At 65.9% G+C, this 16,282-nt stretch carries 10 protein-coding genes and 1 riboswitch; of the genes, 6 read left to right on the top strand and 4 right to left on the bottom strand.

Annotated elements, in window-relative coordinates; translation table 11 throughout:
* Nucleotides 1–20: 20 nt before the first annotated feature.
* Nucleotides 21–232, bottom strand: a riboswitch (cobalamin riboswitch).
* Between the two features lie 194 nt (nt 233–426).
* Nucleotides 427–3,267, top strand: coding sequence for a response regulator (locus J2X57_RS15190; protein ID WP_309868385.1), 2,841 nt, complete (start codon nt 427–429; stop codon nt 3,265–3,267).
* Between the two features lie 42 nt (nt 3,268–3,309).
* On the opposite strand, the gene J2X57_RS15185 is transcribed toward J2X57_RS15190, so the two are convergent.
* Together J2X57_RS15185 and J2X57_RS15180 are read right to left on the bottom strand one after the other, a co-directional pair.
* Nucleotides 3,310–4,215, bottom strand: a complete 906-nt coding sequence (locus tag J2X57_RS15185) for an SDR family oxidoreductase (RefSeq protein ID WP_043691809.1) — start codon at nt 4,213–4,215, stop codon at nt 3,310–3,312.
* Between the two features lie 81 nt (nt 4,216–4,296).
* Nucleotides 4,297–4,806, bottom strand: a complete 510-nt coding sequence (locus tag J2X57_RS15180) for a DUF2501 domain-containing protein (protein ID WP_036116497.1) — start codon at nt 4,804–4,806, stop codon at nt 4,297–4,299.
* Between the two features lie 122 nt (nt 4,807–4,928).
* Here J2X57_RS15180 and J2X57_RS15175 point away from each other — a divergent pair, with 122 nt between their 5' ends.
* The 4 genes from J2X57_RS15175 to J2X57_RS15160 all read left to right on the top strand — a co-directional run bounded on the left by J2X57_RS15175 (nt 4,929) and on the right by J2X57_RS15160 (nt 13,607).
* Nucleotides 4,929–7,481: a family 78 glycoside hydrolase catalytic domain gene (locus J2X57_RS15175; RefSeq protein WP_309868381.1), complete on the top strand. Its 2,553-nt coding sequence runs from the start codon at nt 4,929–4,931 to the stop codon at nt 7,479–7,481.
* Nucleotides 7,482–7,615: 134 nt separating this feature from the next.
* The gene (locus tag J2X57_RS15170) at nt 7,616–9,307 is read left to right on the top strand and encodes a methyl-accepting chemotaxis protein (RefSeq protein ID WP_309868379.1); all 1,692 of its coding nucleotides are present in this window, start codon (nt 7,616–7,618) and stop codon (nt 9,305–9,307) included.
* 43 nt (nt 9,308–9,350) lie between these two features.
* The gene (locus tag J2X57_RS15165) at nt 9,351–11,030 is read left to right on the top strand and encodes an AMP-binding protein (protein WP_309868376.1); all 1,680 of its coding nucleotides are present in this window, start codon (nt 9,351–9,353) and stop codon (nt 11,028–11,030) included.
* Nucleotides 11,031–11,147: 117 nt separating this feature from the next.
* Nucleotides 11,148–13,607 (top strand): membrane-bound PQQ-dependent dehydrogenase, glucose/quinate/shikimate family, encoded by a 2,460-nt coding sequence (locus J2X57_RS15160; protein ID WP_309868374.1) that lies wholly within the window; start codon nt 11,148–11,150, stop codon nt 13,605–13,607.
* 93 nt (nt 13,608–13,700) lie between these two features.
* On the opposite strand, the gene J2X57_RS15155 is transcribed toward J2X57_RS15160, so the two are convergent.
* Nucleotides 13,701–14,906, bottom strand: a complete 1,206-nt coding sequence (locus J2X57_RS15155; protein ID WP_043691818.1) for an MFS transporter — start codon at nt 14,904–14,906, stop codon at nt 13,701–13,703.
* A gap of 70 nt (nt 14,907–14,976) precedes the next feature.
* Here J2X57_RS15155 and J2X57_RS15150 point away from each other — a divergent pair, with 70 nt between their 5' ends.
* Nucleotides 14,977–15,765 carry a helix-turn-helix transcriptional regulator gene (locus J2X57_RS15150; RefSeq protein ID WP_309868371.1) on the top strand — a complete coding sequence of 263 codons (789 nt, stop codon included), beginning with the start codon at nt 14,977–14,979 and terminating at the stop codon, nt 15,763–15,765.
* 5 nt (nt 15,766–15,770) lie between these two features.
* On the opposite strand, the gene J2X57_RS15145 is transcribed toward J2X57_RS15150, so the two are convergent.
* The gene (locus tag J2X57_RS15145) at nt 15,771–16,277 is read right to left on the bottom strand and encodes a gluconokinase (RefSeq protein WP_043691821.1); all 507 of its coding nucleotides are present in this window, start codon (nt 16,275–16,277) and stop codon (nt 15,771–15,773) included.
* Nucleotides 16,278–16,282: the final 5 nt, after the last annotated feature.

Genomic DNA, 16,282 nt, shown 5'->3' with positions numbered 1-16,282 from the left:
CCGTCACCACTATCGAGGCCGCCCGGGCACCGATTGCTGGCAGGTCTTCGGACTCATGGACATGGACCTTTCGGTCCGCCTACCCGTCGCTTCCCAGCCCCTGAAGGACCAGTGCATTGAACGGGATCGTTTCCATTTACCGCTGCGGGGCAGTTCCGGATTCGCACCGGATTCCCTATTAAGTCCGACGGGCAGTCGCGCCTCTCCGGACACCAACGGGACACACCATATAGGCGGGGGGTGGCAGCGTCAACACAAGATGTAGGGTGTCGCCGCTATGTGCTTGATCCGCCGCAAGTGATTTTTTGCAACCCCTTTCCCGCCCCGCGACGAAGAGGACCATGAGGGTTTTGTGAAGATCGTCTACACAAAGCGCATGACCTCTAACCGATAACATCTGCGATCCCTCATAGGATCGCTCGCTAGATGACCTTGACGTTCGCGCTGCAGGAACATGCCCTGGTCACCGATGCGTTCGACGCGCTGCCCTTCGGCTTCACCGCCGTCACGGCGGATGGCGAGCTCCTGTATGCCAATGCCTGGATGACGGCACGCCTCCGCGACGCGGGTGCGTGCCGCTTTCTGACCTGGTGGAATGAGGAAAGCCGGTCTCGCCTCGAGACCGCCTTGTCGCTTGCTGACGCCGGGGGCGTCCGAGAGCTGGCCCTGGGCTCCGTGGAGGGCGCCACCTGGCGGGTCTCGATCGAGCCGTGGCGCGCATCGGCGCTGGGCCAGGCGTCCTTCGTCGTGAGCATCCGCCCGCTGTCCGGGCAGACCGAGGCCGCGCGCACCATCGAAGAGCGTCGTGTGGCGCTGATCGAGGTCAGCGACATCCTCCGCGAAGTCGAAGATCCCGCCGAGATCGCCTACCGCGTGGCCGAGGTACTCGGCCGCGCGCTTCATGTCAGCCGTGCGGGCTATGGCTCGGTGGACACGATCGCGGAGACCATCACGATCGAGCGCGACTGGAACGCGCCGGGCATCGTCACGATCGCCGGTGTCCTCAACTTCCGTGAATACGGCTCCTACATCGACGATATCAAGGCCGGCCGTACCGCGGTCGTGTCCGACGCGTACAAGGACCCGCGCACGATCCATACGGCGGATGCGCTGGCGTCGATCAGCGCCACCTCGTTCATCAACATGCCGGTGACCGAGCGTGGCGGCACGGTGGCGCTGCTCTATCTGAACCACGAAAGCCCGCGTGAGTGGCCGGAAGAAGAGATCGACTTCGTCCGCGAGGTCGCCCATCGCACGCGCGTCGCGGTGGAGCGCCGTCGCGCCGAGGCCGAGCTGCTCGAGTTCGCGCACAGTCTGGAGCGTCAGGTCGCCGAACGTACGCTGGAACGCGACCGCATCTGGCGCCTGTCGAGCGACATCCTCGTCGTCGCCGACACCGACACCCGCCTGCTCTCGGTCAACCCGGCGTGGACCGCGATTCTCGGCTGGAGCGAGCGCGACACCATCGGCCGCTCCTATCTGGACTTCGTGCATCCGGACGACACCGGGCGCACTGGTGAGGAAACCGAGCAGCTGGCCGACGGTGTGGCTACGCTCCGTTTCGAGAACCGCTACCGCACCGCGGACGGTGGCTTCCGGCACCTGTCCTGGCGGGCGGTCCCGAGTGAGGGCATGATCTTCGCCGTGGCGCGTGACGTCACCAGCGAGCGCGCACGCGACGCTGAACTGGATGCCGCCCAGGAACAGCTGCGCCAGGCGCAGAAGATGGATGCGATAGGCAACCTGACCGGTGGCGTCGCGCACGATTTCAATAACCTCCTGCAAGTCATCAGCGGCAATCTGCAGCTGCTTGGCGCGGATGTGTCGGGCAACGAGCGGGCCGAACGGCGTGTCGCCAATGCGATGGCCGGCGTCACGCGTGGCTCCAAGCTGGCCGCCCAGTTGCTCGCGTTCGGTCGGCGTCAGCCCCTCGCCCCCAAGGTCGTCAACATCGGTCGCTTCATCCGCGACATGGACGAACTGTTGCGCCGCGCGCTCGGTGAGGCCATCGAGGTCGAGACCGTCATCGCCGGTGGCTTGTGGAACACGCTGGTCGATCCGTCCAATGTCGAGAACGCGCTGCTGAATCTCGCGATCAATGCACGCGACGCGATGCACGGGCAGGGCAAGCTCACCATCGAAGCCGGTAACGCCTTGCTCGACGAGGCCTATGCCACAGCACACGGCGACCTGCGTCCGGGCCAGTACGTCATGCTCGCCGTGACCGATACCGGTACCGGTATTCCGCACGACATCCTCGACAAGGTGTTCGATCCCTTCTTCACGACCAAGCCGGAAGGGCGTGGAACGGGCCTTGGCCTTTCGATGGTCTACGGCTTCGTCAAACAGTCCGGCGGCCACGTCAAGATGTATAGCGAGGCCGGTGAAGGCACGACGGTCAAGATCTACCTGCCGCGTTCGACGCAGAGCGAAGATCGCGTGGTAGCCATCGAGGAGGAAGCGGTGCGCGGCGGTGACGAGACGATCCTCGTCGCCGAAGACGATGAAGCCGTGCGCGAGACCGTCGTGGGCATGCTGGGTGAACTCGGCTATCGCGTGCTCAAGGCGCGTGACGCGGAGAGCGCCCTGTCGATCATCGAAAGTGGCATCGCCATCGACCTGCTGTTTACCGACGTGGTCATGCCCGGTCCGCTGCGCAGTCCGCAGCTGGCGCGCAAAGCCGTCGAGCGCCAGCCGGGGATCGCCGTGTTGTTCACCTCGGGCTACACGGAGAACGCCATCGTCCACGGTGGCCGTCTCGACGAAGGCGTTGAACTGCTCAGCAAGCCGTACACGCGCGAGCAGCTGGCACGGCGTGTGCGTCAGTTGTTGAGCTCGCGCGTCCCGCGCACGATCGCCGAAACGGTATCGGCACCCGCTGCCGGTTCCTCAGCGTCGTCTTCTGCCGCGCTGCGTCCTTTGCGTGTCCTCGTCCTGGAGGACGATGCGCTGATCCGCATGTCCATCGCGGAGATGCTGGAAAGCCGCGGGCACACGGCGTTCGAGGCGGGCGACGGCAACGAGGCGATCCGCCTGCACGGTGTCGAGGGTATTGACGTGCTGCTCGCCGATGTGGGCCTGCCCGGCATGAGCGGTGTCGAGGTGGCGGAGCGCCTGCGCGAAAACCAGCCGGAGCTACCGGTGATATTCGCTACAGGCGATCACCTGGCGAATGGCGTTCAGCGCGATTCGCATACGGCGGTCATCATCAAGCCCTACGGCGTCGCCGATCTGATGGAAGCACTGGGACGGATCACCCGGGGCTGACGGCGGCCAGTGCACCGGCCGCCACGAGGACGACACCGGAAGTCAGGGCAGGGTATTGCCCCCCGTCACCCCGTACGTCTCACCGGTAATGAAGCTCGACTCCTGGCTGGCGAGCAACACGTACAATGGCGCACATTCCACCGGCTGGCCCGGACGTCCCAGCGGTACGTTCTTGCCGAACTCCACCACCTTCTCCTGCGGCTGACCACCGCTCGGCTGCAGCGGTGTCCAGACCGGACCCGGCGCCACGGCATTCACGCGGATGCCCTTCTCGATCACCTGCTTCGACAATGCCTTGGTGAAGGCGACGATCGCCGCTTTCGTCGGCGCATAGTCCAGCAGGATGTCCGACGGCTCATAAGCCTGAATCGAGGCCGTGTTGACAATCGTCGCGCCCGGCGGCATGTGTTCCAGCGCAGCCTTGCTCAGCCAGAACAGCGCGAAGACGTTGGTGCGGAACGTCGCTTCGAACGACGCGGTGTCCAGTTCGTCGATCGACTTACTGAACTGCTGACGGCCTGCCACGTTGGCGAGGATGTCGAGGCCACCGAGTTCCTTCACGGTGCGCTTGACCAGATCCTTGCAGAACGCCTCGTCGCTCAGGTCACCCGGCACGGCGACGATGGTGTGACCTTCGCCGCTGAGCAGCGCGACGACCTCGTCGGCATCCTTCTGTTCGGACGGAAGATAGTTGATCACCACACTGGCACCTTCCCGCGCGAACGCGATCGCCGCCGCGCGGCCGATGCCGGAATCACCGCCGGTCACCAGTGCCTTACGGCCTTTCAGGCGACCGTTACCGCGATAGCTGGTTTCGCCGTGATCGGGTTTCGGTGACATCTCCTTTGCGAGACCCGGCGCGGGCTGCGGCTGTTTGGAGAAGTCGGGTTGCGGATACTGCGTGCGTGGGTCGCGCATCGCATACGGGTCGTTCATGACATCGGTCATGGGGAAGTCCTCTTGGGTGGGGAGGACGTCAGGTGTACGGGGCGGCGCGTCCATGCGCCGTCCACGCACTGTCAGTGTTCGTTACATGCCGGCCATCTTCCTGCCTTGCTTCAGTACGGCGTCGCACACCTTGCGGGTGAGCTGCGCCTTCAGGTCACCGTTGCCCGATGACGCGCCGCTGGCGCCACCCAGATTCAGCGACTTGCCGTCGCCCGACGTCAGGATGCCCCGTGCGCCATCCAGGTACCCTTTGTCCTGGGTGGGCGCGGTGTCGGTTTTCGTGTTCGATCCGCCCGTAAATTTGCCGAGCATCGAGCGGGTCGAGGAGCTGCCGGCGTCGTTGTCCGCAGCCTGGTGGTCGCCGCTCAGGCTGCCGAGCAGCTTGTCCTTGACCCCGCTGGCGCCGCTGTCGCCACCGAGGTAGTTGTTGGTCATGCAGTACTGGAGAATGCCTGCGGCGTTGCTGGCGCTGCCCGAGGTGAGCGATCCGGATCCTCCCATCATGCCCTTGAGGCTGTCGAGCTGGGCTGCGGCGGCGCCGCCCGAGGCAAGCGTGGCGGCGAGGACGATGCCGGCAATGGCGGTCTTCATGACGTGGCTCCGGTGGCGAAGGTGGGAAAGGGATAAACCTTTTCACGTTAGATGGATGTATGCGGTCTCCTCACTGCGCCTTCGCGATATGCTCGGAAGTCATCGCGCCCGAGGCCATCCGCTTGCACGCACTCCGCCGGTTCGCTTTCGTTCTTCTGCCCTTCGCTCCGCTGGCCCATGCCACCGTCAGCGTCCATGCGCCACGTGTCGAGCGCAGCGACACTCCCACGTATGTCGACGTGGCCAAGCCACGTTTTTCGTGGATCGTCCGGAGCGATCGCAACGGCACGGTGCAGACGGGCTTTCGCATCGTCGTCACGCAAGCCGGAAGAACCGTGTGGGACAGCGGCGACGTACGTTCGACCCGATCCTTCGACATCGACTACGCGGGACCCGCGCTGGCACCAGGCGAACGTTACGACTGGCGTGCGCAGGTGCGTACGTCGGACGGCCAGGGTGTGGTGAGCTCGCACTTCGACACCGCGCTCGATGACTCAGGCTGGCAGGGCGCGCGCTGGATCGGCAAGGCGGACGCCACGAGCCTGCCCGCGCCGCTGTTGCGCAAGACGTTTCGGGTAAACGGCAAGGTCGATCGCGCCACGCTCTACGTGGCGGCTGGCGGATACGCGGATATGTCGATCGACGGGCAGCCCGTGAGCGACGCGGTGCTGTCGCCCGGCTTCACCGACTACGACAAGCGCGTGGAAGTCGTCGCCACCGACGTGCGGCTCGATGCCGGGGAGCATACGCTGAGTGCCGAGCTCGGCCGCGGCTTCTATGGCATGACCAACCCCAACGTCTGGCATTGGGAGAAAGCCCCGTGGCACGGGCAGCCGCGCCTGCGAGCACTGCTGCGCATCCGCTATGCCGACGGTCACCGGCAGGACATCGTCAGCGACGCGGGGTGGAAGCTCGCCGATGGCCCGACACGGCTCGACGATCTGTACGGCGGCGAAAACTACGATGCGCGTCTCGCATCCCCGTCGACATGGGCCGCCGCAAGTGAGCTGCCCGCCCCGCGCGGAACGCTCGTCGCGCAGACCGAGCAGCCCATACGGGTCGTGGATACGTTGAACGCCGTCGAGGTGACGGAGCCGAAACCCGGTACGTATGTTTTCGCTTTTCCGCGCGTTATCGCGGGCTGGGCGACGTTCGACGTGTCGGGACCGTCGGGAGCGACGGTCACGGCGCACTACGGTGAGAAGCTGATGCCCGACGGCACGGTCGACGCACGCGATGAGCATCATTATTTCAGGCAGGGTTTCCAGACCGACCGGCTTACCCTGGCTGGCGTGCGTGAGCACTGGCATCCGCATTTCTCGTACAAGGGCTTTCGCTATGTACAGGTCGATGGATGGCCTGGCGGCAAGCCGCTCCCCGGCGCGGTGACCGCACAGGTCATACACACCGACGTCGCCGAGACCGGGCACTTCGACAGCGCGAATGCGTTGCTCGACTGGATCCACCGCGCGGCCGTCGACACCATGCTCAACAATCTCTACGGCATTCCGACCGATACGCCGATGTACGAGAAGAATGGCTGGACCGGTGACGGCATGGTCGGTGCGGACATGTTCCTGCGGAACCTCGACACGGGACGCCTGCTGGCGAAATGGGTCCGCGATATCGCCGACACGCGCGGGCCCGATGGTGCCCCGTTGCTGATCGCACCCAACCCCGGCTGGGGCAAGGTGCGCGCGCCCACCTGGCACTCGGCGTACGTGTTCATCCCCTGGTCGCTGTGGATGCAGACGGGAGACCGTCGACCCATGGAGGAACACCTCGATGGCATCTCGCGCTATGTCGCGATGGAGGATGCCCGGTCGCCGGGAGGCATCGCGGACACCGAACTGGGTGACTGGGTCAGTCCCGAGACCGACCCGGGTGGCGAGAACGCGCCCGAGGACAAGCATGTCGCAGCGACGGCGTACCTCTACGGCATGGAGCGTACGGTGGCGAGCATGTATCGCCTCAGCGGCGACACAAAGCGCGCGGACGGTTTCGACGCGAAGGCGGCGATCGTGCGCGATGCGTTCAATGCGCGCTTCCTCGACCGCGACGCCGCCCGATACCGTGGGGAAGGGGATAGCGGCTACCGCCAGGCGCACAACCTGCTGGCGCTGTCGTTCGGGCTCGTGCCCGACGCGTTGCGCGAGCGGGTCGCCGCCGGCGTGGCGGCGGATGCGAAAACGCGGGGCGATCACCTCGACACGGGTGCGCTCGCGACGAAGGTGATTCTGCCGGTGCTCACCGCGACCGGTCACGCCGATGAAGCCTGGCGTATCGCGACGCAGACGACGTTTCCGAGCTGGGGGTTCTGGCGCGACCACGGGGCGACCAGCTTGTGGGAGCACTGGAAGCTCGCATCGCGCTCCAGGGGCCATTACTTCCTGGGCACCGTGGACGACTGGCTCTTTGGCGATGTCGCGGGCCTGCGTCCGCTGGAGGCGGGATGGCGCCGGTTCGAGGTGCGTCCCGCGCTGACAGCATGGCTGGACCACGCATCGGCATCGGTGATGACGCCTTATGGCGAGGCCTCGGTGGCCTGGAGCAAAGAGGGTGGGAAAGTGGTGGCCGAGGTGCTTGTGCCGGTGGGGGCGGAGGCGGTGGTGCGGTTACCGGGGCGGGGCGAGGTGGTGGTTTCCTCGGGGAGGCATCGCTTTTCCACGCCGTAGGTGAGTCGCGTGAGGGAGGCGCCTGCTCTTTACCGGATGATGCGCTGCCGCATTGTCCCTTCACATCTCTGCAATAAAGTTTGACGCCCGGCTTGCCGATAACGCTTATACGGGGAATCACGGGGGTGAGGGGCATGTCGTCGATAAAAAACTGGTTTGGCCGCACGCGGCTGAATACGCGCGTGTGGATGGTGATGACGGTCGTGGTGCTCGGCCTCTTGGCGCAGACCGTGATGTCGGGCATCGAAAGCCGCGCGGTGCAGATGCGCGACCTGCAGGACACGCTGACCCAGCACGTGGACGCGGCGATCGCCATCGTCGACGGCTACCACGCGCGAGCCGCCCGGGGTGAGATGAGCGACGTGGAAGCCCGTGTCGCCGCCCTTGAGGTGGTCGAGTCGATGCGCTGGGACGACGGCAAGGGCTACGTGTTCGCTTTCGATTCGACGCTGGCCATGCGTATGCATCCTCTGCGCCACGACGAGGTCGGCCAGAACATCCGCGACGATGCGGATGGCAAGGGCTTCCACCATTACGAGGCCATGCTCAAGGCGGATATCGCCGCCGGCCACGGCGTCACGCGTTACACGCAGATCATGCCCAAGACGAAGGAGCTGCGCGACAAGATCAGCTACTCGTCGTGGTACAAGCCGTGGGATCTGCATCTGATTTCCGGTGCCTACTTCGATGATATCGACGCCGCCTTCGCCGCGCAGCTGAAACGCGACCTGATGAAGTCGGGCATCATCGCGGTGCTCGCGATGTTCATCGTCTGGCTGTCCATGAGCAGCATCCGTACCACGGTGGGCGGCGAGCCGCGTGACGCGGTGGAGATCGCCGGGCGTATCGCCGGGGGCGATCTGCGCACCGATGGCACCACGTTCGCGCCCGCCAGCCTGCTCGGCGCGCTCGAGCGCATGCGCGCCACGCTGTCGTCCATCGTGACCGAGGTACAGGAAGGCGCACATGTCGTGTCGACCACCTCGGGCGAGATTGCCCGTGGCAACGACGACCTGTCGCAGCGCACGCAGGAACAGGCGTCCAGCCTCGAAGAAACCGCCGCGTCGATGGAAGAGATGACCGCGACGGTGAAACAGAACGCGGAGAACGCCGTCGCCGCGGATCGCCTCTCCCGGCATGCGCGTGGCGAAGCGGAGAAGGGCGGCGACGTCGTCGCCCAGGCGATGGACGCGATGATCCAGATCGGCGATTCCAGTCGTCGCATCGCCGACATCGTCGGCCTGATCGACGAGATCGCTTTCCAGACCAATCTGCTGGCATTGAATGCGGCGGTGGAAGCGGCACGTGCCGGCGAGCAGGGGCGTGGCTTCGCGGTAGTCGCCGCCGAGGTGCGCCGCCTGGCTCAGTCCAGCGCGTCCGCGTCCAGGGAGATCAAACGCCTGATCGTCGAGAGTGGCGAGCGTGTCGAAGCGGGTGCCTCACTGGTCGAGCAGTCGTCGACCGCCCTGACGAGCATCGTCGCCAGCGTCAAGAAGGTCACCGATATCGTCGCGGAGATTGCCGCCGCGAGCGCCGAGCAGTCGGCCGGCGTGGATCAGGTCAATACCGCGATCGCACAGATCGACCAGGTCACCCAGGAAAACGCGGCACTGGTCGAGGAGGCCGCGGCCGCCGCCAAGTCGATGCAGGACCAGGCCCAGTCGCTGCGCGATCAGGTGGCGTTCTTCACCGTGGACGCGGTCGAGCGGCCGGCGCTGAAAGCCTCGCCCGCCGAACGCGCCGCGCACGATGCCCGTTTCGGTCAGGTCGGCAAGGCGACCGCACCGGCCGCGACCGGCAGCGATGCCTGGGTGGAGTTCGCCTGAGGGTGTTTTATGCTGGTGTCATCGCACCGGCACGAGACCCCGCATGCACCACGCTCCCAGCTACGTCCACGGCGCAAGCGCCACGCCCCTCCTCGGGGAGACGGTCGGCGCACTGCTCGACCGTATCGCCGGGCGCTGGCCCGACCGGCCCGCGCTGGTCGTGCGTCAGCAGGGTGTGCGCTGGACGTATGCGGAGTTCCAGGCCGAAGTCGCCCGCGTGGCGGCCGGGCTGCTCGCCCTCGGTCTGGATCCGGGCGATCGCGTCGGCATCTGGGCGCCCAATCGCGCGGAGTGGGTGGTGGCCCAGTTCGCGGCGCCCAAAGCCGGACTGATCCTGGTCAACATCAACCCGGCCTATCGTTCTCACGAACTGGCTTATTCGTTGAACAAGGTCGGTTGTCGCGCGCTGATCCTGCCCCGCGTCTTCAAGAGTTCGCATTACCTGGAGATCCTTACCGGTCTCGCGCCCGAGATGGCCTCCGCCCCGCCGGGCGGTCTGCGTGCGGCTGCGTTGCCCGATCTGCGCCACGTCATCCTGCTGGACGATGAAGCCGCCCCCGGCACGCTGCGTTGGCAGGACCTGCGCGCGGATGACGCCGCACGCGCCCGACTGCGGGCGATCGAAACGGAGCTGGGTTTCGACGACGCGGTGAATATCCAGTTCACCTCCGGCACCACGGGTGCGCCCAAAGGCGCCACGCTGACCCACCACAACATCGTCAACAATGGATTCTTCATCGGTGAGGCGATGCGTCTGACTGAGGAAGATCGTCTGTGCATTCCGGTGCCGTTCTATCACTGCTTCGGCATGGTGCTGGGTAATCTGGCCTGCGTGACGCACGGCGCCTGCATGGTCATCCCGGGCGAAGGGTTCGACGCGCTGACGACGCTGGAGACCGTGGCCGAGGAACGATGTACCGGCTTGCACGGCGTGCCCACCATGTTCATCGCGGAGCTCGAGCATCCACGCTTTCACGAGTTCGATCTCAGCACGCTGCGTACCGGCATCATGGCGGGTTCGCCCTGTCCCATCGAGGTGATGCGACGCGTGGTTCGTGAGATGCACATGAGCGAGGTGACCATCGCCTACGGCATGACCGAGACCAGCCCGGTCAGTTTCCAGACCATTCCGGAAGACCCGCTCGACCTGCGTGTGTCGACGGTGGGCCGCGTACACCCGCATGTCGAGGTGAAGATCGTCGACGAGCAGGGCCGCGTGGTACCGCGAGGCATGACGGGCGAACTGCTGACCCGCGGCTACTCGGTCATGCGCGGCTACTGGAACGACGATGCGAACACGCGCATGGCGCTCGACGAGGCGCGCTGGATGCACACCGGCGACCTGGCGACGCTGGACGATGCCGGTTACTGCACCATCGTTGGCCGGCTGAAGGACATGATCATCCGCGGTGGCGAGAACATCTATCCGCGTGAGATCGAGGAGTTCCTCTACGGCCATCCGGACATTCAGGACGTGCAGGTGTTCGGCGTGCCCGACCCGCGGCTGGGTGAGCAGGTATGCGCCTGGATTCGTCTGCGTGAAGGCTCGCCGGCGACGGTCGCTTCGATTCAGGACTATTGCCGCAAGCATCTCGCGTACTTCAAGGTGCCGCATTACGTGCGCTTCGTCGACGCGTTTCCGATGACGGTCACTGGCAAGGTGCAGAAGTATCTGATGCGGGACACGATGATCGCGGAGCTTGCCGGAAGCGAGGCGATGTAAGCCCCGCGAAAGGATGATTCTGGGCACGATCCGGCTCATCCGCGCCTCTACCTCGGATTCACGTCTTCCGCACGAATCTGTCCGCCAGGGGAGGGCCGACGCCATGAGTGAGTCCGTATGAACCGAGTCAGGAGATTCCACCCGGCGACGCTGTTCAGCGCGCTGGTCTTCGCCCTCTGGGGCGCCGTGATGTTGCTGGGCGGCATCCGCCTCTTCGGGTCGGGCGGATCCGTGTATTACCTGGCGGCGGGCGCGATCACGTTGCTGGTCGCCGCGCTGCTGCTGTTCCGCGTGCGGCTCGCCGTACCGATCTACGCCCTGCTGCTGATCGCCACCGCGGCCTGGGCCGTGTGGGAAGTACGGTGGGACTGGTGGCAGCTTCTGCCGCGCCTGGATGTCTGGTTTGTGCTCGGCCTATGGCTCTTGTTGCCCTGGCCGCGACGCGGGCTCGGCCACGATCGCTTTGGCGAAACGGCACGCGGCACCGGCGGCGGTTTTCTCTTTCTATCGCTGTTGATCGTCGCCGCCGTCGGCATCGTCGGTGCGCTGCATATCGATCACGACCTGCCGGGCGAGCTTCCGATGGCCGATGTCTCGGGACCGCAGGGCGACCGTGCCGCGCGCCCGGACAGCGACTGGACCGACTACGGCGGTTCGCCCTACGGTCAGCGGTACTCGCCGTTGAAGCAGATCACCCCCGATAACGTCGGCCAGCTTCAGGTGGCGTGGAAGATTCAGACCGGCGATGTGCCCGGCCCGGATGACCCCGCCGAGACCACGGCGGAGAACACGCCGCTGAAGATCGGTGACACCGTGTATCTGTGCACGCCGCACAGTAAGGTGATCGCGGTGAACGCGGCCACCGGTGAGAAGCGCTGGGAGTTCGACCCGAAGATCCAGAGCCCCGTCGGCTTCAAACACTGGGAGCACATGACCTGCCGCGGCGTGTCCTATCACGACGATGCGAAGTATGCGGCGGCGGTGATTCCCGCTCCGGCGACCACGGCGGCCGGAGTGCCGGCGGTCGCGTCGACCGCACCGCTGCCGCCGTCGGCCATCGCCACGGCAAGCTGCCCGCGCCGTCTGTTCCTGCCGACGGCGGATGCGCGCCTGATCGCGCTCGATGCGGACAACGGCCAGCCGTGCACGGACTTCGGCCAGCAGGGGACGGTGAACCTGCGGACGAATGTCGGCCCGTTCACCCCGGGCGGCTATTACTCGACGTCGCCACCCGCCGTGACGAAAGACCTCGTGATCATTGGCGGTCACGTGACCGACAACGAGTCGACCAACGAGCCGTCCGGCGTGATCCGTGCCTTCGACGTGCATGACGGTCACCTCGTCTGGAACTGGGATCCGGGCAATCCGGACGCGACCGCGCCGATCGGGCCCGACGGCATCTACACGCGCAACTCGCCCAACGTCTGGTCGCTCTTCAGCGTCGACGAAGGCCTCGGCATCGTCTATCTGCCGATGGGCAACCAGACGCCGGATCAGTTCGGCGGCGGTCGTACGCCGACGTCGGAAAAGTACAGTGCAGGTCTCGTCGCCCTCGACGTCGCCACGGGCAAGGTGAAGTGGAACTACCAGTTCACCCACCACGATTTGTGGGACATGGATGTGGGTGGCCAGCCGACCCTGATCGACCTGCAGACCGCGGACGGCGTAAAGCCCGCGGTGATCGCCTCGACCAAGCAGGGTAGCGTGTACGTGCTGGACCGCCGCGACGGGACACCGATCGTGCCGATTCAGGAAGTACCGCGCCCGCAGGGTGCCGTGGCGGGCGACCATACGGCACCCACGCAGCCGTTGTCCGACCTGAACTTCGCGCCGCCGCAGGTACGCGAGAGGGACATGTGGGGCACCACGCCGCTGGATCAGCTCTGGTGCCGCGTACGTTTCCGCTCGCTGCGTTACGACGGTATGTTCACTCCGCCCTCGATGCAGGGATCGCTGGTGTTTCCGGGTAACTTCGGCGTGTTCGACTGGGGTGGCGTGTCGGTCGATCCGACGCGCCAGCTGATGCTGATCAATCCGAGTTACATGGCCTTCCAGTCGAAGCTGATTCCAAAGGAAGAGCTGGCGAAGATGGAAGTCGGCCCGGCGAAGAGCGAGACCGAGGGCGTCAAGAAAGCCGAAGGCATTCCCTACGGCATCGAGCTGTCGGCCTTCCTGTCGCCGCTGGGCATTCCGTGCCAGGCACCGCCGTGGGGCTATGTCGCGGGCGTGGACCTGCGCAGCGGCAAGATGATGTGGCGGCACAAGAACGGCACCATCGTCGACAGCGCGCCGCTGCCAATCCCGATGCCGCTTGGCGTGCCCAGCCTTGGCGGTATGGTGACCACGGCTGGCGGTGTCACCTTCCTCAGCGGCACGCTCGACTATTACGTGCGTGGGTACGACGTCCGTACGGGCAAGAAGCTCTGGGAATCGCGTCTGCCGGCCGGCGGCCAGGCAACGCCGATGACCTATGCCGACAGCAGCGGCCGGCAGTACCTGCTGGTGGTCGCCGGCGGACATGGTTCCCTGGGCACGAAGCAGGGCGACTGGGTGATCGCTTACGCGTTGCCGAAGTAAAAAAACGTCGCGGGGCCCGCTCCTGTAGGAGCGCGCCCCGCGCGCGACCGGTCTGCCATGCCGATGTCGCGCGCAAGGCGCGCTCCTGCAGGATCAGGCCTTTCTGGGCTCCGGCAAGAACGCCGCCAGCAACCCGATCAACGGCAAGAACGCACAAACCTGATACACCGCCTCGATCCCGAGGTGGTCGGCCAGCTCGCCCAGCCCCGCGGCACCCAGCCCGCCCATCCCGAACGAAAAGCCGAAGAACAATCCCGAGATCATCCCGACCTTACCCGGCACCAGCTCCTGCGCGAACACCACGATCGCCGGAAACGCCGAGGCCAGAATCAGCCCGATCGCCACCGTCAGCGGCGCCGTCCAGAACAGGCTGGCGTGCGGCAGCAACAGGGTGAACGGCAGGGTGCCCAGGATCGAGAACCAGATCACCCGCTTGCGCCCGAAACGGTCGCCCAGCGGACCACCCAGCACCGTCCCGACCGCGACCGCGCCGAGGAAGACGAACAGGTGCAGCTGCGCGTTCTGCACGGACACGTTGAAACGGTGGATCAGGTAGAAGGTGAAGTAACTCGTCAGACTCGCGAGGTACACGTACTTGGAGAAGATCAGCGCGAGCAGGACGGCGATGCCGCGCTTCGCATCCTTGCTGCTCGGCGCGATGGACGCGTGCTTGCCGGCGCTCGCCTTGAGGCGTGGCAGGCCGTGATGGCGATACCACTGGCCGACGTTCCACAGCACCGCGCCGGAGAGAAGGGCCAGCATGGCGAAGAAGGCCAGGCTCGACTGGCCCCAGCGGACCACGACGATCGCCGCGGCAAGCGGACCCAGTGCCTGCCCGGCGTTGCCGCCGACCTGGAACAGTGACTGGGCCAGACCATGACGACCACCCGAGGCCATCCGCGCCACGCGCGAGGATTCGGGGTGGAACACGGACGAGCCCATGCCGAGCAACGCCGCGCCGATCAGCAGCATCGGGTAGGTATGTGCCGCCGACAACACCAGCAGACCGGCCAGCGAGAACAGCGTGCCGCCCGGCAGCGCCAGCGGTGTCGGCCGGCGGTCCGCATAAAGGCCCACCAGCGGCTGCAGGATCGACGCGGTGATCTGGTAGGTCAGCGTGATCAGACCGATCTGGCCGAAGTCCAGATGAAAACCGGCCTTCAGACCCGGATAGATGGCGGGCAGCAGCGACTGCATCATGTCGTTGAGCAGATGGCAGAAGCTGATAGCGAAGATGACGCCGTAAACGGTCGGGTCGGCGCGCGGCGTGTCTGCCGCGGCGCTCGCGGGCGCTTGCATGCGGGTGTCCTGGGGCGGGGGAGGCTTATGAGAACACGAGGCCACCCTGTCCCGCGCTAGGATATGGGTCATGAGTATTGGAGATCGGGACACCGCAGACATCCCGTTTCGCGACGTCTTCGACGATACGCCGCGGGCGGTCGTATCGAGCGGCAACGAATACCCCTCGTCGTTCGAGCTGGCGACACACCGGCACCGTCGCGGCCAGCTGCTCTACGCGTCCGCCGGCACGGTCGCCGTGACCACGCCCGACGGGGCCTGGCTGGCGCCGTCCGAACGCGCGGTGTGGATTCCGGCCACCACGCCCCATTCCGTGCGCATGATCGGCACGGTCAGCACGCGCAGCGTCTACATCGAACACGATGCCGCGAGCCCGCTGGGCGATGTCTGCCGTGTACTTGCCGTCTCGCCCCTGCTGCGCGCGCTGCTGGTCGCGGCGGTCGAGGTGCCTCGCGAATACGATCTGGTCGGCCGCGACGGCATGCTGATGTCGCTGCTGGTGGCCGAAGTGGGCAGCGCCCGGACGATACCGCTGGCGTTACCGCTCCCTACCGACACGCGGCTTGCCGCGCGCTGCGCGCGCTTTCTGGAGCACCCGCGGATGACCGAGGGCATCGACGACTGGGCGGATGAGCTGGGTACGCACCGGCGAAGCTTTACGCGGCTGTTCCGGCGGGAAACCGGCATGAGTTTCGCGCAATGGCGGCAGCAGGCATGCCTGCTTGCGGCATTGCCGCGCCTCGGCGCGGGCGCGATGGTGACGACGGTCGCGCTGGATCTGGGCTACGAGAGTCCGGCGAGCTTCTCGACGATGTTCCGGCGGGCGCTGGGCAAGCCACCGAGTCACTACCGCGGCTAGAACCGTCACACGTCCTGCTCATCGTGACACCCCGCCCGGACGATTTTCTCGATCGCCTCGGCCGGAGGCATTCCCACATTGATCCGCAGCGCCTCATCCGCTGACGGTTCCTCCAGCGTCGCCAGCTGACTGTCCAGCAAGGTCGGATCGAAGAAGTGCCCACTACGATGACCGAGCCGTTCCGCCAGCAACTCGCGCGAAGCATGCAGGTAGACGAAGCGCACATCGTCATGTCCATGCCGCAGGAAATCGCGATAGCGTTTCTTCAGCGACGAACACGCCAGCACCATCGATTCGCCGAGCGCGCGATGGCGATCCATCTCGGCGACGATGGCCTCCAGCCAGGGCTGGCGGTCCGTATCGTCGAGTGGAATGCCACGGGCCATCTTGTCGCGATTGGCCTGCGGATGGAGAGGGTCGGCATCCACGAAAGGCTGGCCAAGGCGCGCGGCCAGGCCCTCGCCTATCGTACTTTTGCCACTGCCGGAGACGCCCATGACGATAGTGATCATCGGAC

The organism is Luteibacter sp. 1214, assembly GCF_031455395.1.
In the GTDB taxonomy this organism is placed as follows: domain Bacteria; phylum Pseudomonadota; class Gammaproteobacteria; order Xanthomonadales; family Rhodanobacteraceae; genus Luteibacter; species Luteibacter mycovicinus.
The sequence above is the reverse complement of the archived record's forward strand: the minus strand, read 5'-3'. Positions and strand labels throughout refer to the sequence as shown.

Bases quoted from the DNA above. Each gene is read 5' to 3' on its own strand.
- J2X57_RS15190 (WP_309868385.1), top strand. From the start codon at position 427: ATGACCTTGACGTTCGCGCTGCAGGAACATGCCCTGGTCACCGATGCG.
- J2X57_RS15160 (WP_309868374.1), top strand. From the start codon at position 11,148: ATGAACCGAGTCAGGAGATTCCACCCGGCGACGCTGTTCAGCGCGCTG.
- J2X57_RS15170 (WP_309868379.1), top strand. From the start codon at position 7,616: ATGTCGTCGATAAAAAACTGGTTTGGCCGCACGCGGCTGAATACGCGC.
- J2X57_RS15165 (WP_309868376.1), top strand. From the start codon at position 9,351: ATGCACCACGCTCCCAGCTACGTCCACGGCGCAAGCGCCACGCCCCTC.
- J2X57_RS15145 (WP_043691821.1), bottom strand. From the start codon at position 16,277: ATGATCACTATCGTCATGGGCGTCTCCGGCAGTGGCAAAAGTACGATA.
- J2X57_RS15150 (WP_309868371.1), top strand. From the start codon at position 14,977: ATGAGTATTGGAGATCGGGACACCGCAGACATCCCGTTTCGCGACGTC.
- J2X57_RS15185 (WP_043691809.1), bottom strand. From the start codon at position 4,215: ATGACCGATGTCATGAACGACCCGTATGCGATGCGCGACCCACGCACG.
- J2X57_RS15180 (WP_036116497.1), bottom strand. From the start codon at position 4,806: ATGAAGACCGCCATTGCCGGCATCGTCCTCGCCGCCACGCTTGCCTCG.
- J2X57_RS15155 (WP_043691818.1), bottom strand. From the start codon at position 14,906: ATGCAAGCGCCCGCGAGCGCCGCGGCAGACACGCCGCGCGCCGACCCG.